Origin of the sequence: Flavobacterium sp. (assembly GCF_046296355.1) — a bacterium.
GTDB lineage: Bacteria > Bacteroidota > Bacteroidia > Flavobacteriales > Flavobacteriaceae > Flavobacterium.
Window position 1 is genome coordinate 110,486 of sequence record NZ_JBKBLM010000003.1, and the last position, 21,305, is coordinate 131,790.

A 21,305-nucleotide genomic window follows, 5' to 3' on the forward strand; every position below is an offset into this window, starting at 1 on the left:
GCGACACTCCACGTTTGAGTCTTGTCGCTCTTATCTTTTTAATAAACTTCGTATGTTTGCATACACTTAAATAAGATGCTGAAAGTCAAAAATATTTCCTTTTCCTATAAAGAAAAACCAACCATTCATTCGCTTTCATTTGAGCTAATGAAAGGCAAAAATTTAGCAGTAATCGGGGAAAGTGGTTGCGGTAAAAGTACGTTACTCAAGTTGGTTTACGGCTTATATGATTTGAATGAAGGACAAATTTTCTGGGATGATAACGAGGTTTTGGGACCCAAATTCCATCTGATTCCCGGTATGGAGTACATGAAGTATTTGGCACAAGATTTCGACTTAATGCCTTTTATTACCGTGGCAGAAAATGTGGGCAAATACTTGTCAAACATTTATGCGGATAAGAAAAAAGAACGAATCGCAGAGTTATTGGCAATTGTTGAAATGTCCGAATTCGCTTCGGTAAAAGCCCAATATTTAAGCGGTGGCCAAATGCAACGTGTGGCTTTGGCGAGAGTTTTAGCTTTAGAACCGGAAGTGTTGTTGCTGGATGAACCTTTCAGCCATATTGATAATTTCAGGAAGAATAGCCTGCGCCGAAAGTTATTTGCTTACCTAAAAGAAAAACAAATCACAACTATTGTGGCAACGCATGACAGCTCGGATGTATTGTCGTTTTCGGATGAGGTGATTGTGATGCAAAATGGTAAAATCATTGCTTCAGATTCACCTAAAAATTTGTACCAAAATCCCAACAACAAATACATTGCCTCGCTTTTTGGTGACGTAAATGTAATAGAAATTGACGGTAAAAACCAATACGTTTATCCACACCAATTGAAAGTGGTCCAGAAATCTGATTTACGAGTTGAGATTATCAATTGTTATTACAAAGGCAGTCATTATTTGGCGGAAGGCAAACACAATAAGGAAATTATTTTCTTTGAAAATCCAACAGGTATTCCAAGAGGAACTACCATTTATCTTGAAATAAAAAACCCTGAAATCGATTAATTTCAGGGTTTTTTTTTAGTTTTTCAAATACTTTTCAAGAAATTGGTCTTGTTCCCAAAGCAAGTGAAGAATATTGTCTTTTGCGGCATAACCGTGACTTTCCTTCGGTAGCAAAACCAAACGAACCGGCGCACCCAAATTCTTCAACGCTTGAAAATAACGCTCCGATTGTAAAGTAAATGTCCCCGGATTGTTGTCGGCATCACCGTGAACTAACAACAATGGTGTTTTCATCTTTTCGGCATTCATAAACGGCGACATACCGTTGTAAATTTCCGGTACGTCCCAATAATTTCTTTGCTCACTTTGGAATCCAAAAGGCGTCAACGTTCTATTGTAAGCGCCACTTCGGGCGATTCCGCAGGCGAATAAATTAGAATGGGTCAATAAATTAGCCGTCATAAAAGCACCATAAGAATGGCCGCCAATCGCCACTTTTTTGCGGTTAATGTAACCTAAATTGTCTACTGCATCAATCGCCGCTTCGGCATTGGCAATCAATTGCGGCATAAAAGTATCGTTAGGTTCGGTTTTGCCTTCTCCAATAATGGGGAACGAAGCGTCATCTAAAACAGCATAGCCTTTGGTTACCCAATACACAAACGAACCATAATTCGGGAATGTAAATTCATTAGGGTTTTTGTTGTTTTGACCGGCGCTGTTTTTATCTTTAAATTCTTCCGGGTAAGCCCAAATTAATAACGGCAATTTCTCCGCTTTCTTAGTTCGGTCATAACCTGCCGGTAAATAAAGGGTTCCGGACAATTCGACACCGTCTTTTCTTTTGTATTTAATCACTTCTTTGTACACATTTTTGATGCTTTCAAAAGGGTTCTTGAAGTTGGTGATTTGTGTCAGCTTGCCCGATTTGATGTTGCGGAAATAGTAATTCGGGAAGTCAGTTTTGGATTGGATTTGCACCAAAACATCGCCTTTTTTGAAATCTTCTATCGATTGTAAGTCTTCTTTTTTGTCTTTGAAAGTTGAAGTATACAAACGCTTAGATTTTAGGGTAGCCAAATTGAATTCGTCTATAAAAGGAAACTGTCCTTCTTTGGTAAAACCATCTCCCATTAAGTAAGTATTGTTTTTTTCAATGGCTAGCACATAACGGTTGTATTGGTTTCTTTTGGTTTCAAAATTACCCGGATCGCTGTAAATATCTTGAGAATTTCGGTCCCAAATAATTTTGGGTGCTTGCGCCGGATTTGACGGGTTGAACAAATATGTTTTTTGGTTACGCGTATCATACCAATCGTCGTAGGCAATAGCTGTGGTTTCGTTGCCCCAAATGATGCCGGCAAAACGTTGTTGGGTTTTTAAAACCGATTTTGGCTCTGCCGAAAATGGCGCATCCCAATTGAAAACTTCATCTCTGAAATCCACTTTTTTAGCTTGATCACCTTCGTCTAAAGCCACTACATAAGACAGCGTCGATGGTTTGTCAGTTCTCCAATTCATGCTTCTTTTGCCTTTTCTTACTGAGGAAAAACCTTTGGGAACTACTTCGCTCAAAGGTACTTCGTTTACAACTTTAATTTCTTTTCCGGTCAAATCATACACAACTGATTTTTGTGGAAAACGACTCAACGGAACGATGTAAGAATAGGGTTTTAGAATGGTGGTAATCATTAAGTAATTTCCATCCGGAGAGAAACTTTCACCGGCATAAATATCGGCCGATTTGAATAGTTCTGTTTTTCCGGTTAGCGAAACTTTATACAATTCTGAAGTCACTAAGGCATCAAAATTGGCTTCATCGGTTTTGTTTTTCAATAAATCCTGGTAGGTTCTGTTTTGTGATTTTGAACCGTCGCTGGAAGAAACCGTTGGGCCTTTCGGTAAATCTTTTTTGCTGTCAATTAAGGCTTGACGATTTTTAGGTAACATTTTGACCAAAAGCGTTTCATTGTCTTTCATCCAACTGTATGGACTTCCCAAGTTGGCATTCAAGTTAGCCTCGGTTATTTTTTTGGCGGAAGCCGTAACCACATCAATCACCCAAAGTTCAACGCCAGTATTGGTCGTGTGGGTGAATCCGATTTTCTTTTCGTTTTGTGACCAGGAAATATTCGTAATTCGGGCATTTTGGGGTAAGCCTGAAACCTGAGTTTCCGTTTTGTCGGTCACTTTTCTCAACTTTAAATTATTGATGTAAGTAACCGTGCTGGAAATATTGGTTATGGGATTAATTCTTAAGCCACCCAAACGCATTTCCTCTTGGTTTAAATCGTCGAGTGTTTTATAAGTGTTTCGGTAACTTAATAGCATGTACTCTTTTTTAGAATCCATACTTACTGATGGCGAGCGTTCAAAATCGGCTAAAGCCAAAATTTCGGCGGAAGGCTTTTGATAATTCAGATTTTCCTGCGCCGAGGAAGAAAATCCCAATCCGATTAAGAATAGAAAGGCAAGACGTAATTTCATATATTGTTGTTTTGGTTTAAAAGTTTGTCTAAAGTACTTCATTCCGGTTACATTATTTTTAAGATTTTGTTAAACTTAGCGGTGAAAATGCGAAGGCGGAAAACCTCTTTTTTGTCAATCTGTAAAATAGAACCTAAAAATAGCTTTTAGAAATATAAGATTGTTAAATTTGCTATTCTCATTTTATTAAATAAGCAAAGAATATGTACCACTCCAAAATAACAGGCTTAGGTTTTTATGTTCCGGATAATGTTGTGACCAATGACGATTTGGCCAAAATAATGGATACTAATGACGAATGGATTCAGGAACGAACCGGCATCAAAGAAAGAAGACACATTAAAAGAGGTGAAGATACTACCACATCAATGGGTGTAAAAGCTGCTAAAATAGCCATAGAACGTTCAGATGTAAGTAACGATGAAATTGATTTTATAGTTTTCGCAACTATTTCTCCAGATTTCTATTTTCCCGGACCTGGCGTAGCTCTTCAGAAAGAATTGGGGTTAAAAACCATAGGCGCTTTGGATATTCGCAACCAATGTTCAGGCTTTATCTATGCGTTATCGGTAGCCGATCAATACATTAAAACCGGCATGTATAAAAACATTTTAGTCGTTGCCTCAGAGTTGCAATCTTTAGGGTTAGACATGACCGATAGAGGCAGAGGCGTTTCGGTAATTTTTGGTGATGGCGCCGGCGCAGCGATGATTAGTAGAGAAGAAGATGTAACCAAAGGAATCCTGTCAACCCATTTACATTCAGAAGGAGAACACGCCAAAGAATTAGCGGTTTTAGCACCGGGAATGGGCGGCAGATGGGTGACCGATATTATTGCCGAAAACAATCCGGATGACGAGAGTTATTTTCCATATATGAACGGACAATTTGTGTTTAAAAATGCGGTAGTTCGTTTTAGTGAAGTGATAAACGAAGGTTTACAAGCGAATAATTTACAGGTTTCCGATATCGATTTGTTAATTCCGCACCAAGCGAATTTGAGAATTTCACAGTTTATTCAACAAAGATTCAAGTTGTCAGATGATCAAGTTTTTAATAACATTCAAAAGTATGGAAATACGACTGCTGCGTCAATTCCGATTGCATTGACCGAAGCTTGGGAACAAGGCAAAATCAAAGAAGGTGACACCTTAGTTTTAGCGGCTTTCGGTAGTGGATTTACTTGGGCGAGTGCAATAATTAAATGGTAAAATTTAACTTCAATAAATAAAAAAGCCAAACAGTACGTTTGGCTTTTTCATTAACAACTATTCAAATAATTTTGTGATAATTATAATAGGCCACCACTACCTTGTGTTTCGTTTTGGTCTCTTTGTTTGCGTTGCATAGCGCTGTTTTTACCGCCACCAAACATATAATTAAATCCTACGTAGAACGTTTGACTTTCCCAATAAAATGCTCCCGTTTGACGATAAGGTATACTTCCGTCAAAGGCAAAATTCATGGTTTCAAAAACGTCATTTACTCTGGCGGTAATGCTCCCTTTTCCTTTTAAAATAGTGTAAGTTGAACCAATATCCATTTTGTACATTGGTTTTCTTTCAAACTGTAAGCCCAAATCTTTTCCTCTGTACATTCCGAATAAATTGAATCTCAGTTTTTTAGTCGCTACAAAGTTGTTGTTTATTCTTGCGTTGAAGATTATTACATCAGCTTCCGCTCTTTCCTGTTCTTGGGTATTGGCATTTTGAACCGTACCTCTAACAGTTCTGAAATAGGCATCACTACTCGCGTTAACCGACCACCATGGTGTTAATTTTAAGTTGGCAGAAACTTCAGCACCAATAGCACTGTTGTCATCAAAATTGTCATAAGAAATGATATCCTGATTGTTATTGTCCGGGTTTTTGTAAATGATTCTACCGATTTCATCATTGATTTGTCTGTAGAATACGCCCGAAGTAACCGAACCGATTTTGGTTGTTCGGGTATAATTTACCTCAAAAGAGTTGGTGAATTGTGGTTCCAATGAAGGATTTCCTCTTGATTCTACTAATGGCGTTGTCCATTCTCTGATTGGGCTGATTTGGCCTATGCTTGGTCGGTCAACACGTCTTGAGAAATTAAAGTTGAACGAATCTTTATCACTCGCTTTGTAATTAAAAAACAAAGAAGGATAGATTGAGAAAATGTCGTCTTTGATAGTGCTTTGGTCATTGATGTTTTCAGTAGGTGTAGAGGAAGTTACTACATTGGCAAAGTCTCCGTCGATTTCATATTGCTCTAAACGAACTCCGGCTTGAACGCTCCATTTTTTCCATTGTTTTCCGATATTGGTATAAAACGAATGGATGTTTCTGGTGAATTCAAAATTAGAATTTCCTTGTCTGTTGTAGGATTCTGAAGGCTCACTTATGGTTTCGTCAAAATCGTTAGTAATTTTTTGAAGACGGGTTTCAGCACCAATTTCCAATTTTACGGTTTCGGATAACGGATTTACATAATCTAAGTTGATTTGCAAATAATCGGTATCGCGCTCAATATCGTTATTGGTAAATCTGGTTGAAGTTGGATTAGTTTGCGTGAACTCATAATCTGTGTTTTCCGGACTTATAGTATTCGAAAAGTTCGCTTGAAAATCGAAAGTTTCTCCTTTTTTGGCAAAATCGTGTTTATAAGCTAAATCATAAGTTTGAGTGTAATTTTCAGTATCCGAATCAGAAATTTGTCTAGAATCTCTCAATAATGCATTTGTATAATCAGCATTTGTAAAACCAATACCACCACCGTTTACAATATTTTGATTGGTGTAAAAGGAAATGGTGTTTTTTTCATTGATGTAATAATCCATGCCCAATTTAACCAAGTGAGAAGTATTTAAGTTTGAGCCACCAAACTCTTGATTGTTCTCCAAAAGTGGTCGGTAACTATCAATATAACCGTTATTGGCATTTTGACCATGGTTTAAACCGTAATTGGTGTAAAAATTTACTTTCCCAAGCTTATAATTCAAGTTCAAAGCCGTATTTACTTTAGGCGTAATTCCGAAAGTCACACCCGAATTGATGCTTCCATTAAAACCTTCTTGCGAATTTTTGTGTAAAATGATATTGATAATTCCGCTCATTCCCTCCGGATTGTATTTGGCAGAAGGATTGGTAATCAACTCAATTTGTTTGATAGAAGAAGACGGAATTTGTTGCAGTAATTGTGCCGCATCAATATTAGAAGGTTTTCCGTCAATCAATACTCTTACATTTGAATTTCCTCTCAAACTCAACTCTTTGGTTTGCGGATCAACACTAACGGTTGGAATATTGTTCATGATTTCTGAAGCTGTATTTCCTGAAGCGATTAAGTCTTTTCCAACGTTAACTACTTTTCTATCAATTTTTTGTTCGATAGTGGAGCGTTCTTTTACAATTTCCACTCCGGCCAATTGAACCGCTTCTTCTTCTATAAAAAGCGTTCCCAGATTGATGTTTTTGTTGTTTTCTGTTAAGGTAATTTCTTGAGTTGTTTTTTTGAAACCAATGAATTGCACTTCAAGGATGTATTTCTTTAAAGCCAAGTTTTTGATAGTAAAATTTCCGTTCTCTTGGGTAATTCCTCCGGTAATGATTTTAGAATCTTCTAAGATAGAAACGTTGACATAAGGAATCGGTTGTTTGCTGTTTTTGTCAATCACTTTTCCCGAGATTACTCCGGAACCAGCGTTCGCTGTGCTTTGCGCCATTAGAATTGAAAAATTACCAACTACTAAAAGGAATAATAATTTAAATTTCATTTTTTGTTTTTGTTGCTTTTAAGTGTTGGGATGAACTTGAGATTTTTAACTTCAAAATTGTCAACACTTGTTAATTAAATCCACCAAGTAGACTTAATAACTGCTTATTTGTTACACTAAAAAACAAAAAACTCTCAAAATATTTTGAGAGTCTTTCAAGGGTATATAGTTTTTGGGTTTAACGTTTCATGGCAAAATGCGCTCTGAATTCCTGATTCACCTGATTTTCATCGGTATAACTCACACTAAACCAATAATCATCGGATGGCATAATATGGCCGTTATAAGTTCCGTCCCAACCATTCCCGTTGGGTCTGATTTGCTTAATAACTTTTCCGTATCGGTCATATATAATGATGTTGGCACTTGGTTGGTTAGACAAATTCGTAATATTCCAAGTGTCGTGATAACCATCACCATTTGGGGTAAAATATTTAGGATAATTGATAACTATCGCCTGAATTATAGTAGATCCACAACCGTTTTTGTCTCTTACCGTGATGGTATGTAACCCTGATGATACATTGTTAAAAACCGGACTGTCTTGGAATGCTCCATCGTCTAATTGGTACTCAAAATTATTTCCTTGACCGGTTGCGGTAACGGTAATCGACTGTGAATCTGAAAAATCCTCTTCAACGGTGTAAGTTACCACGGCCGGCTCAGATGGAGTTACAGTTACAGTTACCGGTACTGAACTACATCCTGTTGCAATTTGTGTAGCCACCAAAGTATAAATTCCCGGTAAAACAGCTGTATAATTGCTTCCGGTACCTACAGTTGTTCCTTCTTCATTGGTCCAAATAAAACTATGAGTTGCCGAACTCAAACCACTTTGGATAGTATAGGCATTTAAAAGCGTTTGGGTTTCGCTGTCGAAACAAATGATTCCGTCAGCCGGAGTTGGTTCAGGTAGTGTATTAACAATCAATGCAATAGGTCTTATGTCAAAACAACTTGAGGTTAAAGTATTACTAACTCTAACATAAACAGTAGAAAGCGTAGTCGCAGTAATAGCATTCGATTGATTCAAGGCGTCTGTCATTGTAGCGTAATAGGCAAGGGTAAATTCATTTCCTGTTTGTGTTCCTAAAATGGTAGCTGTTAAACTTGACAAATTAAAAGAAGTTATACCATCATTGTTTCCATCTTCGTCACATACTGTGCTCAGAGCAGCGGGAACAGAATTGGCTACAGGAGTGTCTATTATGGTTACTGTAAATGAACTTTCATCGGAACATCTTGGTAAATATGGGGATACGGCATAAATATAAACCGTTTGAGAAGTAGAAATTGTGGCTCCGACGCTCAACTGTAATCCTGTTCCATTAGGTCCGGTAAAGTACTGTCCAACCGTTAAAGTCGGTAAAGTGAATTGTTCACAAGTAGCAACATTTGGCAAAACATCAACATTGAAAATAGAAATAGTGAAACTAATTTCACTCGTACAATCGGGAGTAGTATTTGTGCGGGCAAAAACATACACAGTTTGACTATTTGTTATGATATCTCCGGCATTTAATAAAGTACCCGTTCCACCGGATTCGGTATAGTAATTTCCAATAGTCAAAGGTTGAAGCGTATAGGAATTGCATGAATGAACATCATCCATCGTCGTAATTACCTGAGTGCTGTTGATGGTAATCGTAAAAGAGGTTTCATCAATACATGAAAAAGAGGTTCTGATCAACGACTCTTTAAAGATATAAATGGTCTGGTTGGCAGTAATTACAGTTCCGGGTAAAATCTCTACTCCGGTTCCGTTTGGTCCACCTGATTCAGTATAGTATTTATTATTAGCGGTCAATGTTGGCAAGGTAAAACTATCACAAGCCGTCACGTTTGCCATCACATCAGCCGAAGTACTAAATATATTTATTTGAAAACTATTTTGTGCTATACAAGACGGAGTCGTTCCGGAAACGGCATAAATGTAAATTCTTTGTGAAGTTGTTATTACGGTACCGGCAGCCAACATAGTTCCTGTTCCATCGGGACCTGTAAAATAATCACCCACTTGTAAAGTAGTCAGAACATATTGGTCACAAATATCAATGTCAGATCTTGAACTGATAGTTGGTAGAGGGAAAATAGTTACTGTAAAACTTGATTGATTAAAGCAACTGTTGTTGAGTCTTTTGAAAATATAAATGGTTTGGGTCGAAAGTATAACGTCTCCGGGATATAATTGGGTTCCGGTTCCATCTGTCTCAGTGTAATATTCACCATTCGTTAATGAGGGTAAAGTATAACTTTCACAAGCTGATACATCGCTTAAAGTATCAATTGGTGGCTGAGAAATACTTATAGTGAAGTATAAATTATCAGTACAGTTTGCACCACCACTCGTTGTTTGAGCATAAATGTAGATAATGTTACTGGTATTAATTTCGGTACCTGCCGGAATCTGTTGTCCGGTTCCCATAGGTCCGGTATAATAATTACCAATTGGGAGTTGAGGTAGTATATATCCGTTACATTGCGTAATATTTTGGGACTGAGGTATACCTATGTAAACTTCGAAACTATCTTCATCACTACAGGGTGTTGTTCCGGTAGTAGTGGCATAAACATAAATGGTCTGACTCTGAGTAATTTGTGTTCCTGGAGCAAGTTGATTTCCGGTACCACTGGTTCCGGTATAATAATTACCAATTGATAAAGCCGGTAATGTATAAGAACTGCATTCAAATATATCTGATCTGTTCCCAACTTCAATAGTTGGCAAAATGGTAACGTAAAAACTGCTGTCAACAATACAAACAGGCTCTATTTCAGTCATAAAATAATAATAAATCGTTTGCGAGGAACTGATTACTGTTCCGGCAGGTATTTGTGTGCCTGAAGCATTTGGACCTGTATAGTATTCACCATAACTCAACGAAGGCAAAGTGTAGCTTCCACAACTGATTTCATCAGCCGGAGTTAATTCAGAAGGATCTAAGATAGTAACCGAAAATGAAGTATTGGCAACACATAATCCCGGACCATTAGATTGATTGTAAATGTATATTATTTGGGTTTCCGTTATAATATCTCCGGCAAATAAAGGTGTCCCACCTCCGTTGATTGCTGTAAAATAATTACCGTTAGTTAAAGGTTCCAAAGTATAACTCGTACAAACCAAAACATTTTCCAAGTCATCAACCAAAGGGATAGGGTTCACAATTAAATTAAAACTCGTTAGGCTAAAACATCCGGTATCAGTGGCATTATAAACTCTCACATAAATGGTTTGCCCTGAAGACAAAAAGCTTCCCGCACCACTAATTGGATTGATGCCATTTGTAGCATCATTTAAAGAAGTATAATATCTAACAGCATAAACGGTAGAAGATTGTCCATTTAATATGGTAGCGTTCTGTGAATTTAGACTGAACTCTGCATTATTTTGGGTTAAAGATGTAGCACACATTACCATATTTTGTGGTTGTGTAGCAGTTGGCGGTGGTGAAACCAAGAGTTCGAATGATTTAACTCTGAAACAACCGTTTGGCAATTGAATTCTAACATAAATGATTTGTCCTGAAGTACCTGTATATTGAAGTGGTAGCGCATTGATGTTATTATCGGCATCGTTTAGTGAAGCGTGATAAGTAACGATTGTTAACGGATCTAAACCTTGTTTGACTCTGTTGGTATTAGAATTTAAGTCGTAAGTATAAGTAGTAGCTCCTGTATCACATTTAGACAAATTATATGGATTTGGAGAAGAAATCTGAGGATAGTATTCCACAATAATAATATCTGTTATGGGCTCACAAAAATTCGCAACACTCGTGTACGTAACACTATAAGTTCCGGCTTGATTGATTACTAATGATGGACCTGTTTCGCCAGTGATTGTAACGCCATCTCTTTCCCATGAAAAAGTATAATCAGTAGTACTTAAACCCGTATCTAAAGTATGAGTAGTCCCAAAACATAAAGCCGTATTGTCGGTTGTTGTTAAGTCTAGTCCTAAAACATCCTGACCAATATTAAAACTGTCGGAAGAAATAAAAATAGCAGAATCTGATTGCGGATCTAATCGGTCAGCGATGACTAATTTGATATGATATGGTACTCCTGGTGTTAAAACGGAAGCAGCAGTCAGTACAGTGGTTTGTCCATTAAAGTTGTTCGCGGCATTCGCGGCATTCGAACCACCATTAAAACTTCCGAAATATTGCGGGTTTACTGATAAACAAGATGAATTATATAAGAAATCTCTAATCGTAACCACCGAAATTGGGTCAGTTGTACCCGAAACTACTGCCAAGTTGGTAGTTGTTCCTGTATTCATATTGGTAAGCAAAAAGGCAAAGGCATCTGAATATTGACACTGAAAATTGCCATATTCCTCAGAAGCAAAAATAAAGTCAAAACTAAAATTGGGTGAAATAGGCGTAAAATCAAATTCCAAAACAGTAGCATTTGTAGAAACCATTGATATTCCCGACGCAGCTAAGGTTGCTTCCAAAGTGGCATCACCTGTCCATGTTGCAGAACCATCACTTAAAATAGAAGTATTTGGTCCGGGTGCATTCATCGCATTTCCGGTACTCAAAACAACACCACTTTGCATAGGGAAACCGGGATTAGTATTCTGAAAATAACCAATTCCGTTAGACGAATTATAATTGGTCCCGGTTCTCCAAGTAATATTTGTTGCAGATACACAAGGCGAATTGATTAACACATTGTTGACCAATTGTGGAACAGTATGCCCAGTTGTGCTCACGGTTATAGGCTGTGAAAAACCAATTGCACCAACTAACAAGCCAATCGTTAAAATAATTTTATTCATTGTTTGGGGATTTTGACAAAACAAATATTGAATATATAATCGTTTAAATGCAAATAAAATCGATGAAATACATTTTATTTTAAAATAAATATATATTTATCTTACAAAATAACAATTAAATACTTACGAGTCATCTCTTTTTATATTCCTAAAACCAATTCCTTAAAATTTATATTCTAATGATTATCTTTGCCCACCTAAACGAATTACCATGAAGCTTTCTCAAATTTTAACCCAACACATTCAAGTAGCCATTCAGGAATTATTCAATGTCAATGTCGATAGAGTAGAATTCCAGTTGACCCGCAAGGATTTTGAAGGCGATATTACAATGGTTATTTTTCCATTACTCAAAGTAATTAAAGGCAATCCAATCGAAATCGGAACTAAAATCGGTGATTATTTGGTGGCTAATGCTGATGAAGTGGTTCGTTTTAACGTGGTATCAGGCTTTTTGAATATGGTGGTTTCGGATGACTATTATTTGAATTTCTTCAATGAAATCATGGGTAATGAAAACTTCGGATTTGTTTCGGCTTCGCCAAATGAAAAGGCGGTCATGGTTGAATATTCTTCGCCTAATACCAATAAACCGTTGCATTTAGGCCATGTTCGGAATAATTTATTAGGCTATTCTGTTGCCGAAATTATCAAAGCATCTGGCAAAAAAGTATATAAAACCCAAATCATCAATGATAGAGGTATTCACATCTGTAAGTCGATGTTGGCTTGGCAAAAATTCGGCGAAGGCCAAACACCCGAATCTGCCGGTTTAAAAGGCGATAAATTGGTGGGTAACTTCTACGTAAAATTTGACCAAGAATACAAAGCTCAAATCAGCGATTTAATGGCGCAAGGTAAAACCGAAGACGAAGCCAAAAAACAAGCACCAATTATCATAGAAGCCCAACAAATGCTACTCGATTGGGAAGCCGGAAAACCGGAAATAATTGAATTGTGGAAGAAAATGAACCAATGGGTTTATGATGGTTTTGCCCAAACGTATAAAAACCTAGGAGTTGATTTCGATAGCTATTATTACGAAAGCAATACGTATTTGCTTGGAAAAGAAGTCGTGCAATTTGGTTTAGAAAAAGGCATTTTTGAAAAAGATCCTGACGGTTCGGTTTGGATTGACTTAACCGAAGATGGTTTAGATAGAAAAATCGTGTTGCGTTCTGACGGAACCGCCGTTTATATGACGCAAGATATCGGAACGGCTATCCAACGTGTGAAAGATTTCCCCGATGTTGGCGGAATGGTGTATACTGTCGGAAACGAACAAGATTACCACTTCAAAGTGTTGTTCTTAATTCTGAAAAAGCTAGGGTTTGATTGGGCGGAAAGCCTATATCATTTGTCTTATGGTATGGTAGAATTGCCTTCGGGGAAAATGAAATCTCGTGAAGGAACCGTAGTCGATGCCGATGATTTAATGGACGAAATGACCGAAACCGCCGGAAGAATCTCTACCGAATTAGGAAAATTAGAAGGCTATTCCACCGAAGAAAGAGCTAAACTATTCAAAACAATCGGACTTGGAGCTTTGAAATATTACATCTTAAAAGTTGATCCCAAAAAACAAATTCTATTCAATCCGGAAGAATCAGTCGATTTCGCGGGAAATACCGGTCCGTTTATTCAATATACTTACGCGCGTATTCAATCAATTTTGCGCAAAGCGAATTTCGATTTGAATATGGCAACAACTGCAATTGAACTTCACGAAAAAGAAAAAGAGTTACTAAAACAAATCGAACTTTTCCCTGAAGTAATTCAAAACGCGGCGCACAATCACAGTCCGGCTTTGGTGGCCAATTACACCTATGAATTGGTCAAAGAATACAACTCGTTCTACCAATCGGTGTCAATTTTAGGCGAAGAAGATTTGACCAAAAAAACGTTCAGAGTTCAGCTTTCGCAAAAAGTTGGCGAAACCATAAAATCAGCATTCAAGCTATTAGGAATTGACGTTCCCGAGAGAATGTAAAAAAGCAAGGCTGGATTTTCCGGTCTTTTTTTTGGCTAAAAATTGAGCCTCACATTAAAATTAGGGGTCATTTCTAAAGAGAAAGTGTCAATACTCTCTACCGAATTATCCGCAGTATTTACTCGGTAAAAGCGGTTCAAACTGTTTTGGGTATTGAGTAAGTTGAGTATGGAAACAGCAGTTTGTAAAACCATTTTGTCTTTCAATTTCCAATCTTTTGAAGCCGAAAAATTTACTTGAAAATAATCCTTAAGTCTAGCATTATTGGGCGAATTGTAAACGATGTTCGGATTAGCTTCTGTTACAATAAAAGAAGTCGGCGTTGTAATTGGTCTTCCCGTATGCCATTTGGCTCCCAAAGCCAATTTCAATTTATTCCATTCATAAATTCCGGCCCAGGAAATGGCATGGGTAATGTCGTAATTGTTAGGAAAAGAAGTGTTCAACAATTCATCAAAATCATATTGGTTGTCATTATAAGAATAGCTCAGCCAAGTGTAAAATCGGTTAAACGACTTTTGAATCAAAAACTCGGAACCGATAACTTGATAATCACCAACTGTTTTTTCCAATTCAAATTGGTTCTGAAAACCCTGACTGCTGCTCGTAATTCCGGTAACTTTTTTGTAGAAATTGTCTAAAGTGAGCAACCAATTGTTCTTTTTAAAACTCAAACCCAAAGAAACCTGATTGCTTTTTTGAATCGGAATGGTCGAATTGTTTGCCAATGTCCAACGCCTTTTTTCCACACCCAAAAAATCCTGTTGCAGGTCAATAATTTGCGAAAGCGTTTGGCTTTTTTGTTCGCCCAAAATTTCCAATCGCAGGGCAGAAGTCAAAGCTTGATTGAATTGCACTCTCGGCTCCAAAAGAAACGAATTAAATTTGTCAAAATAATTGACACGAACACCTGTTTTTAGGAATGTTTTTTTGTTTTCGGTTTCGAAAATCCCTTCGGCAATACCAACATGCGTCAGCAATACATTGGTAATCGTTCTGGAGAAAAACGGCAAGTTGATTTCGTCAAAATTGGTAATCCCTATTTCGTTGAATTGATAACCGGTGTTGAGGGTAATTTTATTAGAAATCACATTGGAATTTCGCACCTGAAATCCGGTATCAAACACTTGATTTTTTTGGGCCAAAACCTGATTGCTCTCCAATGTTTCGAAAGACGAATTCAAATCATAGCTCGAAAAGTAACCTTTGAATTCGGTGTAATGTTTATCATTCCATTGGGTTTTCCATCGAATAGTTCCGCCAAAATTTTCTTGCTCTAAAGCACTGTTTCTGCTCAAGTCTGCTGATGACTGTTTGAATTGCAAAGTATTTTCAATGGCAATAACATCAATATTCAGTTCGTTTTTGGTACCGATTTTTTGCTGAAATTGGGCTGTAATATCATAAAAATAAAAATCCACCTCACTTTGATAATCTAAAATTTCATAAGTATTCAAATCGGTTATAACCGTGTTTTGAAATATTCTGTTGCTGTAATTTCGGTAAGTTGGTGATTTAAAGAAATCGGTCAAGGAACGTCTTGCGGATAAGGTAAGATTGGCTTTTTCGGAAACCTTGAGTTTGGTATAAAATTCGGCACTGATGAGGTTGGTGCTAAAGCTGCTGTTGGTGGCTTCCACCGTGTTGGTTCGCGAAGAAATATCGACCAAACTCGAAACACTTTCGCCAAAAAAAGCCGAGCTACCGTTTTTAGTAATCGAAATGGTTTGCGCTAAGGATGGATTGAAAGCCGAAATCAGGCCAAAAAAGTGACCGGTTTGAAACATCCGAATACCATTCCAAAGAAAAAGGTTTTGGTCGTGTGTACCACCGCGAACATTAATGTTGGAGATGGTTTCGTCAACACTCATAATTCCGGGAACTTGTTGCATGGTTTGCAAAACGTCGGGCTCAATTAATCCGGGTAAAATACCGAATTTTTTGGGTTTTACCTCAATAGTGCCATCCGTTTTTTTGCTGATTCCGGTGGCTAAATACCTTTGGGTAACCACTTCATCGAGCGTTTGTGTTATCGATTGTAATTTGAATTTCGGGCAATTAGCAACATACAAATCTGCAGGGTTGATGTTGAAAGTTTGATAGCTTTGGTGTTGCACCTGAATTGTTGCCGATGAAACTTTTGGCAACTCAAAGTAACCGTCTTGGTTGGTAAAAACGGAAATAGTGGTTTGGTCAATTTTAATAATGGCGTTTTCTATTCCTTTTTCAGTCTCCGCATCAAGCAAAAAACCACAAAGCGGTTTGTCTAATTTTTGGTTGTTGTAAATGGTGTAATACTTTTTGGCTACGAGTTTGAATTGAAGTTTGGTTTCTTTTTTCAGATATTCAATCTTTTGTTCCAAAGACCAATTTTTTTCAGGTTCAGCCACAGAAAAAATCACAATTTCATCTTCGATATAACTGAATTTGACATCGTGTTGCCGACTAATTTGGGCCAAAATATTTTTCAATGAAATAACATTCTTTTCTCCTTGAGCCATAGAGTAGGCAAAAGAAAAGAGACAGATAAAAAGTGAATAGACTAATCTATTTTTGAGCATCAACCGCTGTTAAGATGAATTCGTTTTTACTCACTTTAGTAGGTTTTAAATGATAGGTTGTGGACAAAATTTGTAATGCAATCTCTAAATTTTCTGATGGAATAGTTCCGGTGAATAATTGTGAATTGTCATTTGATTTCAAGGTCAAAGTTACATTAAAATGACGCTCAAATTCATCTAATATCGATTTTAAATCTTCTTGATAGAAAACCATTTCGTTATTCAACCATTCCGGACCTTGAACTGTACTCTCCGGAATTGCGATAGCCTTTCCGTTTTTAAAAGCAATACTCATGCCTTTGGTGATTATCAATTCTTGGTCTTTGTAGTTTACTTTTACTTTTCCTTCATAACAAGTAACATCAAAACGGTTTTCACGTTGCTTGACGTTGAATTGTGTTCCAAGAACGGTTACTTTTCCAAGGGAAGTATTGACTTCAAATTTTTTCCCTTTAGCCACTTTAAAATAAGCTTCTCCTTCGAGATTTAAGGTTCTATTGTTGTCCCAATTCCATTTTTTATATTCAATTTCGGAACCCGAATTTAGAACAACTTCTGAGTTGTCAGGCAAAAGAAAGGTGTTTTGCGTTCCGTTTTCGGCTATTTGTGTGTTGGTAGCGAAGTTTCTTACCCCAAAAAATAATCCCAATCCAATCACTAAAACCGCAGCTACTCTAAATATCCAATGTTGGGTAAGTGAAATGGTCTTAGTTTCTTTCTTTGGTGTGGCTATTATTTTAGACAAAACCAATTGCTCGTCAAAAGTAGGCGTTTCCAACTCAGCAGAGTGTTTTTTGATTTTATCATATATCGCAAAGTCAGGCTCAGCTTGGAATGCTGCCAATTCATCCTCGGTCATTTCTCCCGAAAGCCATTTCGCCAATTTGTAATTTTCTTCCATAATCTATAGCATTTCAGTACTAAAACAGATTTAATTTATTTTACCCTACTTAAAATGATCAAACTCTTTGCGCAATTCGATTAAAGCCAAATGGATACGCTTTTCTACGGCTTTCACGGAAATGTTTAGTTCGGTGGCGATTTCAGCATATTTTTTTCCGTCAATGCGATGCATTAAAAAAGCCACGCGTTGGGTTTCATTGAGTTTTTCAATAGCATTTTGTAATTTGGTTTTGAATTCGTCTTCTTCTAATATAAATTCCGGACTCTCATTAGTACTTTCACTTTTCCCCGAACTTTTAGCATAATTAAGCACTACTTTTTGGTGGGCAATCACATTTAATGAAGCGTTATTGGCAATGGTATAAACATAAGATTTGGCTTTTTCCAGAGGAACATCGGCACAATTTTGCCACAGTTTGATAAAGGCTTCTTGGGTGATATCTTCGGCTTGGTCTTCGTTGCCAAACTTATAGTAGAGATAATTTCGTAACGCTTTGGCATGGCTTTTAAAGAAACCGGAAAAAATATTTTCCCTACAAATTCCTGATAATTCCTCTTTTGACATACGATTTTATGGCTTAGTCTTTTGGTAAAAATAATTATTTTTTTCAACTAAAGTAGGGTAATTTTACAAATGCATGTTTTACTAACAAAATCAAACCAATTATTGTCCTATGAAAGCAATCAGATACATAATTTTTGGATTTATATTTTTTTCTTTAGGCAGTTGCCAAAAAGAAGAAGAGACCATAATTCAAGACAACTCCCAAAGTTTTGTGGTTAATACCCCAATAGCCGATTTGTTGTCAAGAACTTCTCAAAACCCAACTTCTTTAGACAACGTTTTGGATAGTTCAAGTTGTTTTAGTGTTCAATTGCCAGTGACGGTGATTGTAAACGGTCAGCAAATTACCGTTGCCGAGGAAGCTGATTATCAAATTGTGCAAGCTGCTATTGATGAATTTTCAGATGATGATGATTTGGTCAATTTTGTGTATCCGATTACCATTACTTTTCAAAATTTTCAAACCCAAGTCTTGCAAGATGCCGATGATTTAGATGATGTATTAGATGAATGCGGTGAAGACGATGGTTTTGATGAAATTGACTGTATTACTTTGGTTTACCCAATTACCATCAACATTTATGACAGTAATAACCAATTGGCCAACACGGTAACCATTACAAGTAACAGTAGTTTGTTTAATTTTTTAGCCAATTTAGGAAGCAACACTTATGTAGCTATTAATTACCCTATTTCGGCCATAAATTCCAATGGGCAAACGATTGTCATTAATTCTAATAGTGAGTTGGAGAATTTTATTGATGATTCTATCGACGATTGTGACGATGACAATTCAGGAGGAAGCGGCGGTTCAGGCAGTACAGCTTTTACCGATGTTTTAACTTCCGGGACTTGGTATATTTCCTATTATTTTGAAGATGATGACGATGAAACAAGTGATTTTAACGGATACACTTTTACTTTCAATACTAACGGAAATTCAACAGCAGTACTTAGCGGTGTGACCACTAATGGAACTTGGAGCACTTTTGTAGATAGTGGTCAAAACAAATTAGATTTGATTTTTGATGGTATTGATTTGGATGAAATTGAAGATGATTGGAGAATAATTGAGTATACCAATACACAAATCCGACTCAAAGATGTAAGTGGTGGCGACGGAAGCATAGATTATTTGACTTTTACCAAAAATTAAAATTAAGGATATGAAGTTTTGGCATCACAAATTCTCGGAAAATGAGTTGGAAGTAAAGCAATACACCAAACCTTTGAAAACAAGCGATAAAAGTAAAATGACTTATCTGCTCAACCAATTTTTAATATGGATTTCGATATTTTTTGTACTTATCTTAATAGTTAACTTTTTAAAAACTAATATTCACCTAACAAATATTTAAACTATGAAAAAACTAATTTTAATTCCGGCCCTTTTTTGCCTTTTTATGCTAAACGTGGCCTCTATGTGCAGCTCGGATGATAATTCTTCCTCATCACAAGACCCAACGCCGGTTATCAATACTGCTACTCAAGGCACTTGGCGTGTTACCAGTTATGTTGATTCAGGAAACGATGAAACAAATGATTTTACAGGCTATGATTTTACTTTTGCTTCAGGAAATGTTTTAAGTGCAACCAACGGAACAAACACCTACACCGGAACTTGGTCTGTAACCAATGACAGCAGTGATGATGATAGCCCAAGCAGTGATTTAGATTTCAATATTTTATTTGCTTCTCCGGCTAATTTTGCGGATTTGTCAGACGATTGGGATATTGTTTCTTATACGGCAAATACCATTTCTCTTATTGATGTAAGCGGTGGAAATGGCGGTACTGATACTTTGGTATTCACCAAAAACTAAACTATTGATTGAAAAAGAAATTATAGTTTCTCTTCTAAACCATCTCTATTTAAAGAGATGGTTTTTTTTATTTGGTCAATCATAGAAGTTCTAAATCAAATCCTTAAATTTGCACTTCATTAAAACAAGCATACCATTATGTTCAATAATTTAAGTGATAAACTAGATAAAGCATTACATATCCTAAAAGGACATGGAAAAATCACGGAAGTCAATGTAGCCGAGACTTTAAAAGAAGTGCGTCGTGCACTACTTGATGCCGACGTTAATTTTAAAATTGCCAAAGATTTTACCACTAGAGTTAAAGAAAAAGCCATCGGTGAAAATGTATTAACCACATTGCAACCGGGACAATTGATGGTTAAAATCGTGAAAGACGAATTAACCGAATTAATGGGAGGTGAAGCTACCGGAATCAATTTGAGCGGAACACCTTCAATCATCTTGATGTCGGGTTTACAAGGTTCGGGTAAAACGACTTTCTCCGGGAAATTAGCCAATTATCTTAAAACCAAAAAAGGAAAAAAACCATTATTAGTTGCTTGTGATATATATCGTCCTGCGGCGATTAATCAGTTGCACGTGGTTGGTGACCAAATAGGCGTTGAAGTTTATTCGGAACCTGAAAATAAAAATGCTGTTGCTATTGCGCAAAATGCGATTCAATATGCTAAATCAAATGGCTTTAATGTAGTCATTGTCGATACCGCCGGACGTTTGGCCATCGATGAGGAAATGATGAACGAAATTGCTAATGTTCACGCAGCCATCAAACCACAAGAAACTTTGTTTGTAGTCGATTCGATGACGGGACAAGATGCCGTAAATACAGCAAAAGCATTTAACGACAGACTGAATTTTGACGGAGTAATTTTAACCAAATTAGACGGTGATACTCGTGGTGGAGCGGCGATTTCAATTAAATCGGTGGTTGATAAACCAATCAAATTCATCGGAACCGGAGAAAAAATGGAAGCCATTGATGTATTCTATCCTTCACGTATGGCGGAAAGAATTCTCGGGATGGGTGACGTGGTTTCCTTAGTAGAAAGAGCGCAAGAACAATACGACGAAGAAGAAGCGAGAAAACTCCAAAAGAAAATCGCTAAAAACGAATTTGGTTTTGACGATTTCTTGGCCCAAATTCAGCAAGTGAAAAAAATGGGGAATATGAAAGACTTAGTCGGCATGATTCCCGGTGCCGGAAAAGCACTAAAAGATGTAGAAATTGAAGACGATGCGTTCAAACATATAGAAGCCATCATTCACTCGATGACACCATTGGAAAGAACCAAACCGAATGTTATCGACATGAAAAGAAAAACTAGAATCGCGAAAGGTTCCGGAACCAAAATAGAGCAAGTAAACCAATTGCTGAAGCAGTTCGACCAAATGAGCAAAATGATGAAAATGATGCAAGGTGGCGGAGGCAAAAACTTAATGCGCATGATGGGTGGCATGAAAGGAATGAGATAATGTAGAGACGCG

At 37.0% G+C, this 21,305-nt stretch carries 12 protein-coding genes; 6 read left to right on the top strand and 6 right to left on the bottom strand.

The genetic code is table 11. From position 1 onward, the window contains the following. The first annotated feature begins 75 nt into the window (after positions 1-75). Positions 76-1,011 (top strand): ABC transporter ATP-binding protein, encoded by a 936-nt coding sequence (locus tag ACK4HO_RS03285; protein WP_409662505.1) that lies wholly within the window; start codon positions 76-78, stop codon positions 1,009-1,011. A gap of 15 nt (positions 1,012-1,026) precedes the next feature. Here the strand turns inward: ACK4HO_RS03285 and ACK4HO_RS03290 are convergent, their stop codons facing one another. Further along, positions 1,027-3,438: a prolyl oligopeptidase family serine peptidase gene (locus ACK4HO_RS03290; protein WP_409662508.1), complete on the bottom strand. Its 2,412-nt coding sequence runs from the start codon at positions 3,436-3,438 to the stop codon at positions 1,027-1,029. A 203-nt stretch (positions 3,439-3,641) separates the two neighbouring features. Between ACK4HO_RS03290 and ACK4HO_RS03295 the strand changes: the two genes are divergently transcribed. Next, positions 3,642-4,649, top strand: a complete 1,008-nt coding sequence (locus ACK4HO_RS03295) for a 3-oxoacyl-ACP synthase III family protein (RefSeq protein ID WP_409662511.1) — start codon at positions 3,642-3,644, stop codon at positions 4,647-4,649. A gap of 80 nt (positions 4,650-4,729) precedes the next feature. Here ACK4HO_RS03295 and ACK4HO_RS03300 read toward each other — a convergent pair whose 3' ends face one another. Then, positions 4,730-7,186 carry a TonB-dependent receptor domain-containing protein gene (locus tag ACK4HO_RS03300; RefSeq protein WP_409662514.1) on the bottom strand — a complete coding sequence of 819 codons (2,457 nt, stop codon included), beginning with the start codon at positions 7,184-7,186 and terminating at the stop codon, positions 4,730-4,732. Between the two features lie 178 nt (positions 7,187-7,364). Then, positions 7,365-11,975, bottom strand: a complete 4,611-nt coding sequence (locus ACK4HO_RS03305) for a choice-of-anchor L domain-containing protein (protein ID WP_409662517.1) — start codon at positions 11,973-11,975, stop codon at positions 7,365-7,367. 211 nt (positions 11,976-12,186) lie between these two features. Here ACK4HO_RS03305 and argS point away from each other — a divergent pair, with 211 nt between their 5' ends. Then, entirely contained in the window at positions 12,187-13,965 is a 1,779-nt protein-coding gene (gene argS / locus ACK4HO_RS03310) for an arginine--tRNA ligase (protein WP_409662520.1), read from the top strand. A 35-nt stretch (positions 13,966-14,000) separates the two neighbouring features. On the opposite strand, the gene ACK4HO_RS03315 is transcribed toward argS, so the two are convergent. Genes ACK4HO_RS03315 through ACK4HO_RS03325 form a run of 3 tightly spaced genes read right to left on the bottom strand, consistent with a single transcriptional unit; the run spans position 14,001 to position 17,994 of the window. After that, positions 14,001-16,526, bottom strand: coding sequence for a TonB-dependent receptor plug domain-containing protein (locus ACK4HO_RS03315; RefSeq protein WP_409662523.1), 2,526 nt, complete (start codon positions 16,524-16,526; stop codon positions 14,001-14,003). After that, positions 16,513-17,427: a FecR family protein gene (locus tag ACK4HO_RS03320; RefSeq protein ID WP_409662526.1), complete on the bottom strand. Its 915-nt coding sequence runs from the start codon at positions 17,425-17,427 to the stop codon at positions 16,513-16,515. Before ACK4HO_RS03320 ends, ACK4HO_RS03315 begins: the two co-directional genes overlap by 14 nt. A 45-nt stretch (positions 17,428-17,472) precedes the next feature. Continuing rightward, positions 17,473-17,994, bottom strand: a complete 522-nt coding sequence (locus ACK4HO_RS03325) for an RNA polymerase sigma factor (protein WP_409662529.1) — start codon at positions 17,992-17,994, stop codon at positions 17,473-17,475. Positions 17,995-18,103: 109 nt separating this feature from the next. Between ACK4HO_RS03325 and ACK4HO_RS03330 the strand changes: the two genes are divergently transcribed. The 3 genes from ACK4HO_RS03330 to ffh all read left to right on the top strand — a co-directional run bounded on the left by ACK4HO_RS03330 (position 18,104) and on the right by ffh (position 21,293). Continuing rightward, complete coding sequence (locus ACK4HO_RS03330; protein WP_409662531.1) at positions 18,104-19,150, top strand: hypothetical protein; 1,047 nt, start codon at positions 18,104-18,106, stop codon at positions 19,148-19,150. 205 nt (positions 19,151-19,355) lie between these two features. Beyond that, positions 19,356-19,817 (top strand): hypothetical protein, encoded by a 462-nt coding sequence (locus tag ACK4HO_RS03335; RefSeq protein ID WP_409662534.1) that lies wholly within the window; start codon positions 19,356-19,358, stop codon positions 19,815-19,817. Between the two features lie 138 nt (positions 19,818-19,955). After that, complete coding sequence (ffh, locus tag ACK4HO_RS03340; RefSeq protein WP_409662537.1) at positions 19,956-21,293, top strand: signal recognition particle protein; 1,338 nt, start codon at positions 19,956-19,958, stop codon at positions 21,291-21,293. The last annotated feature ends 12 nt before the right edge of the window (positions 21,294-21,305 follow it).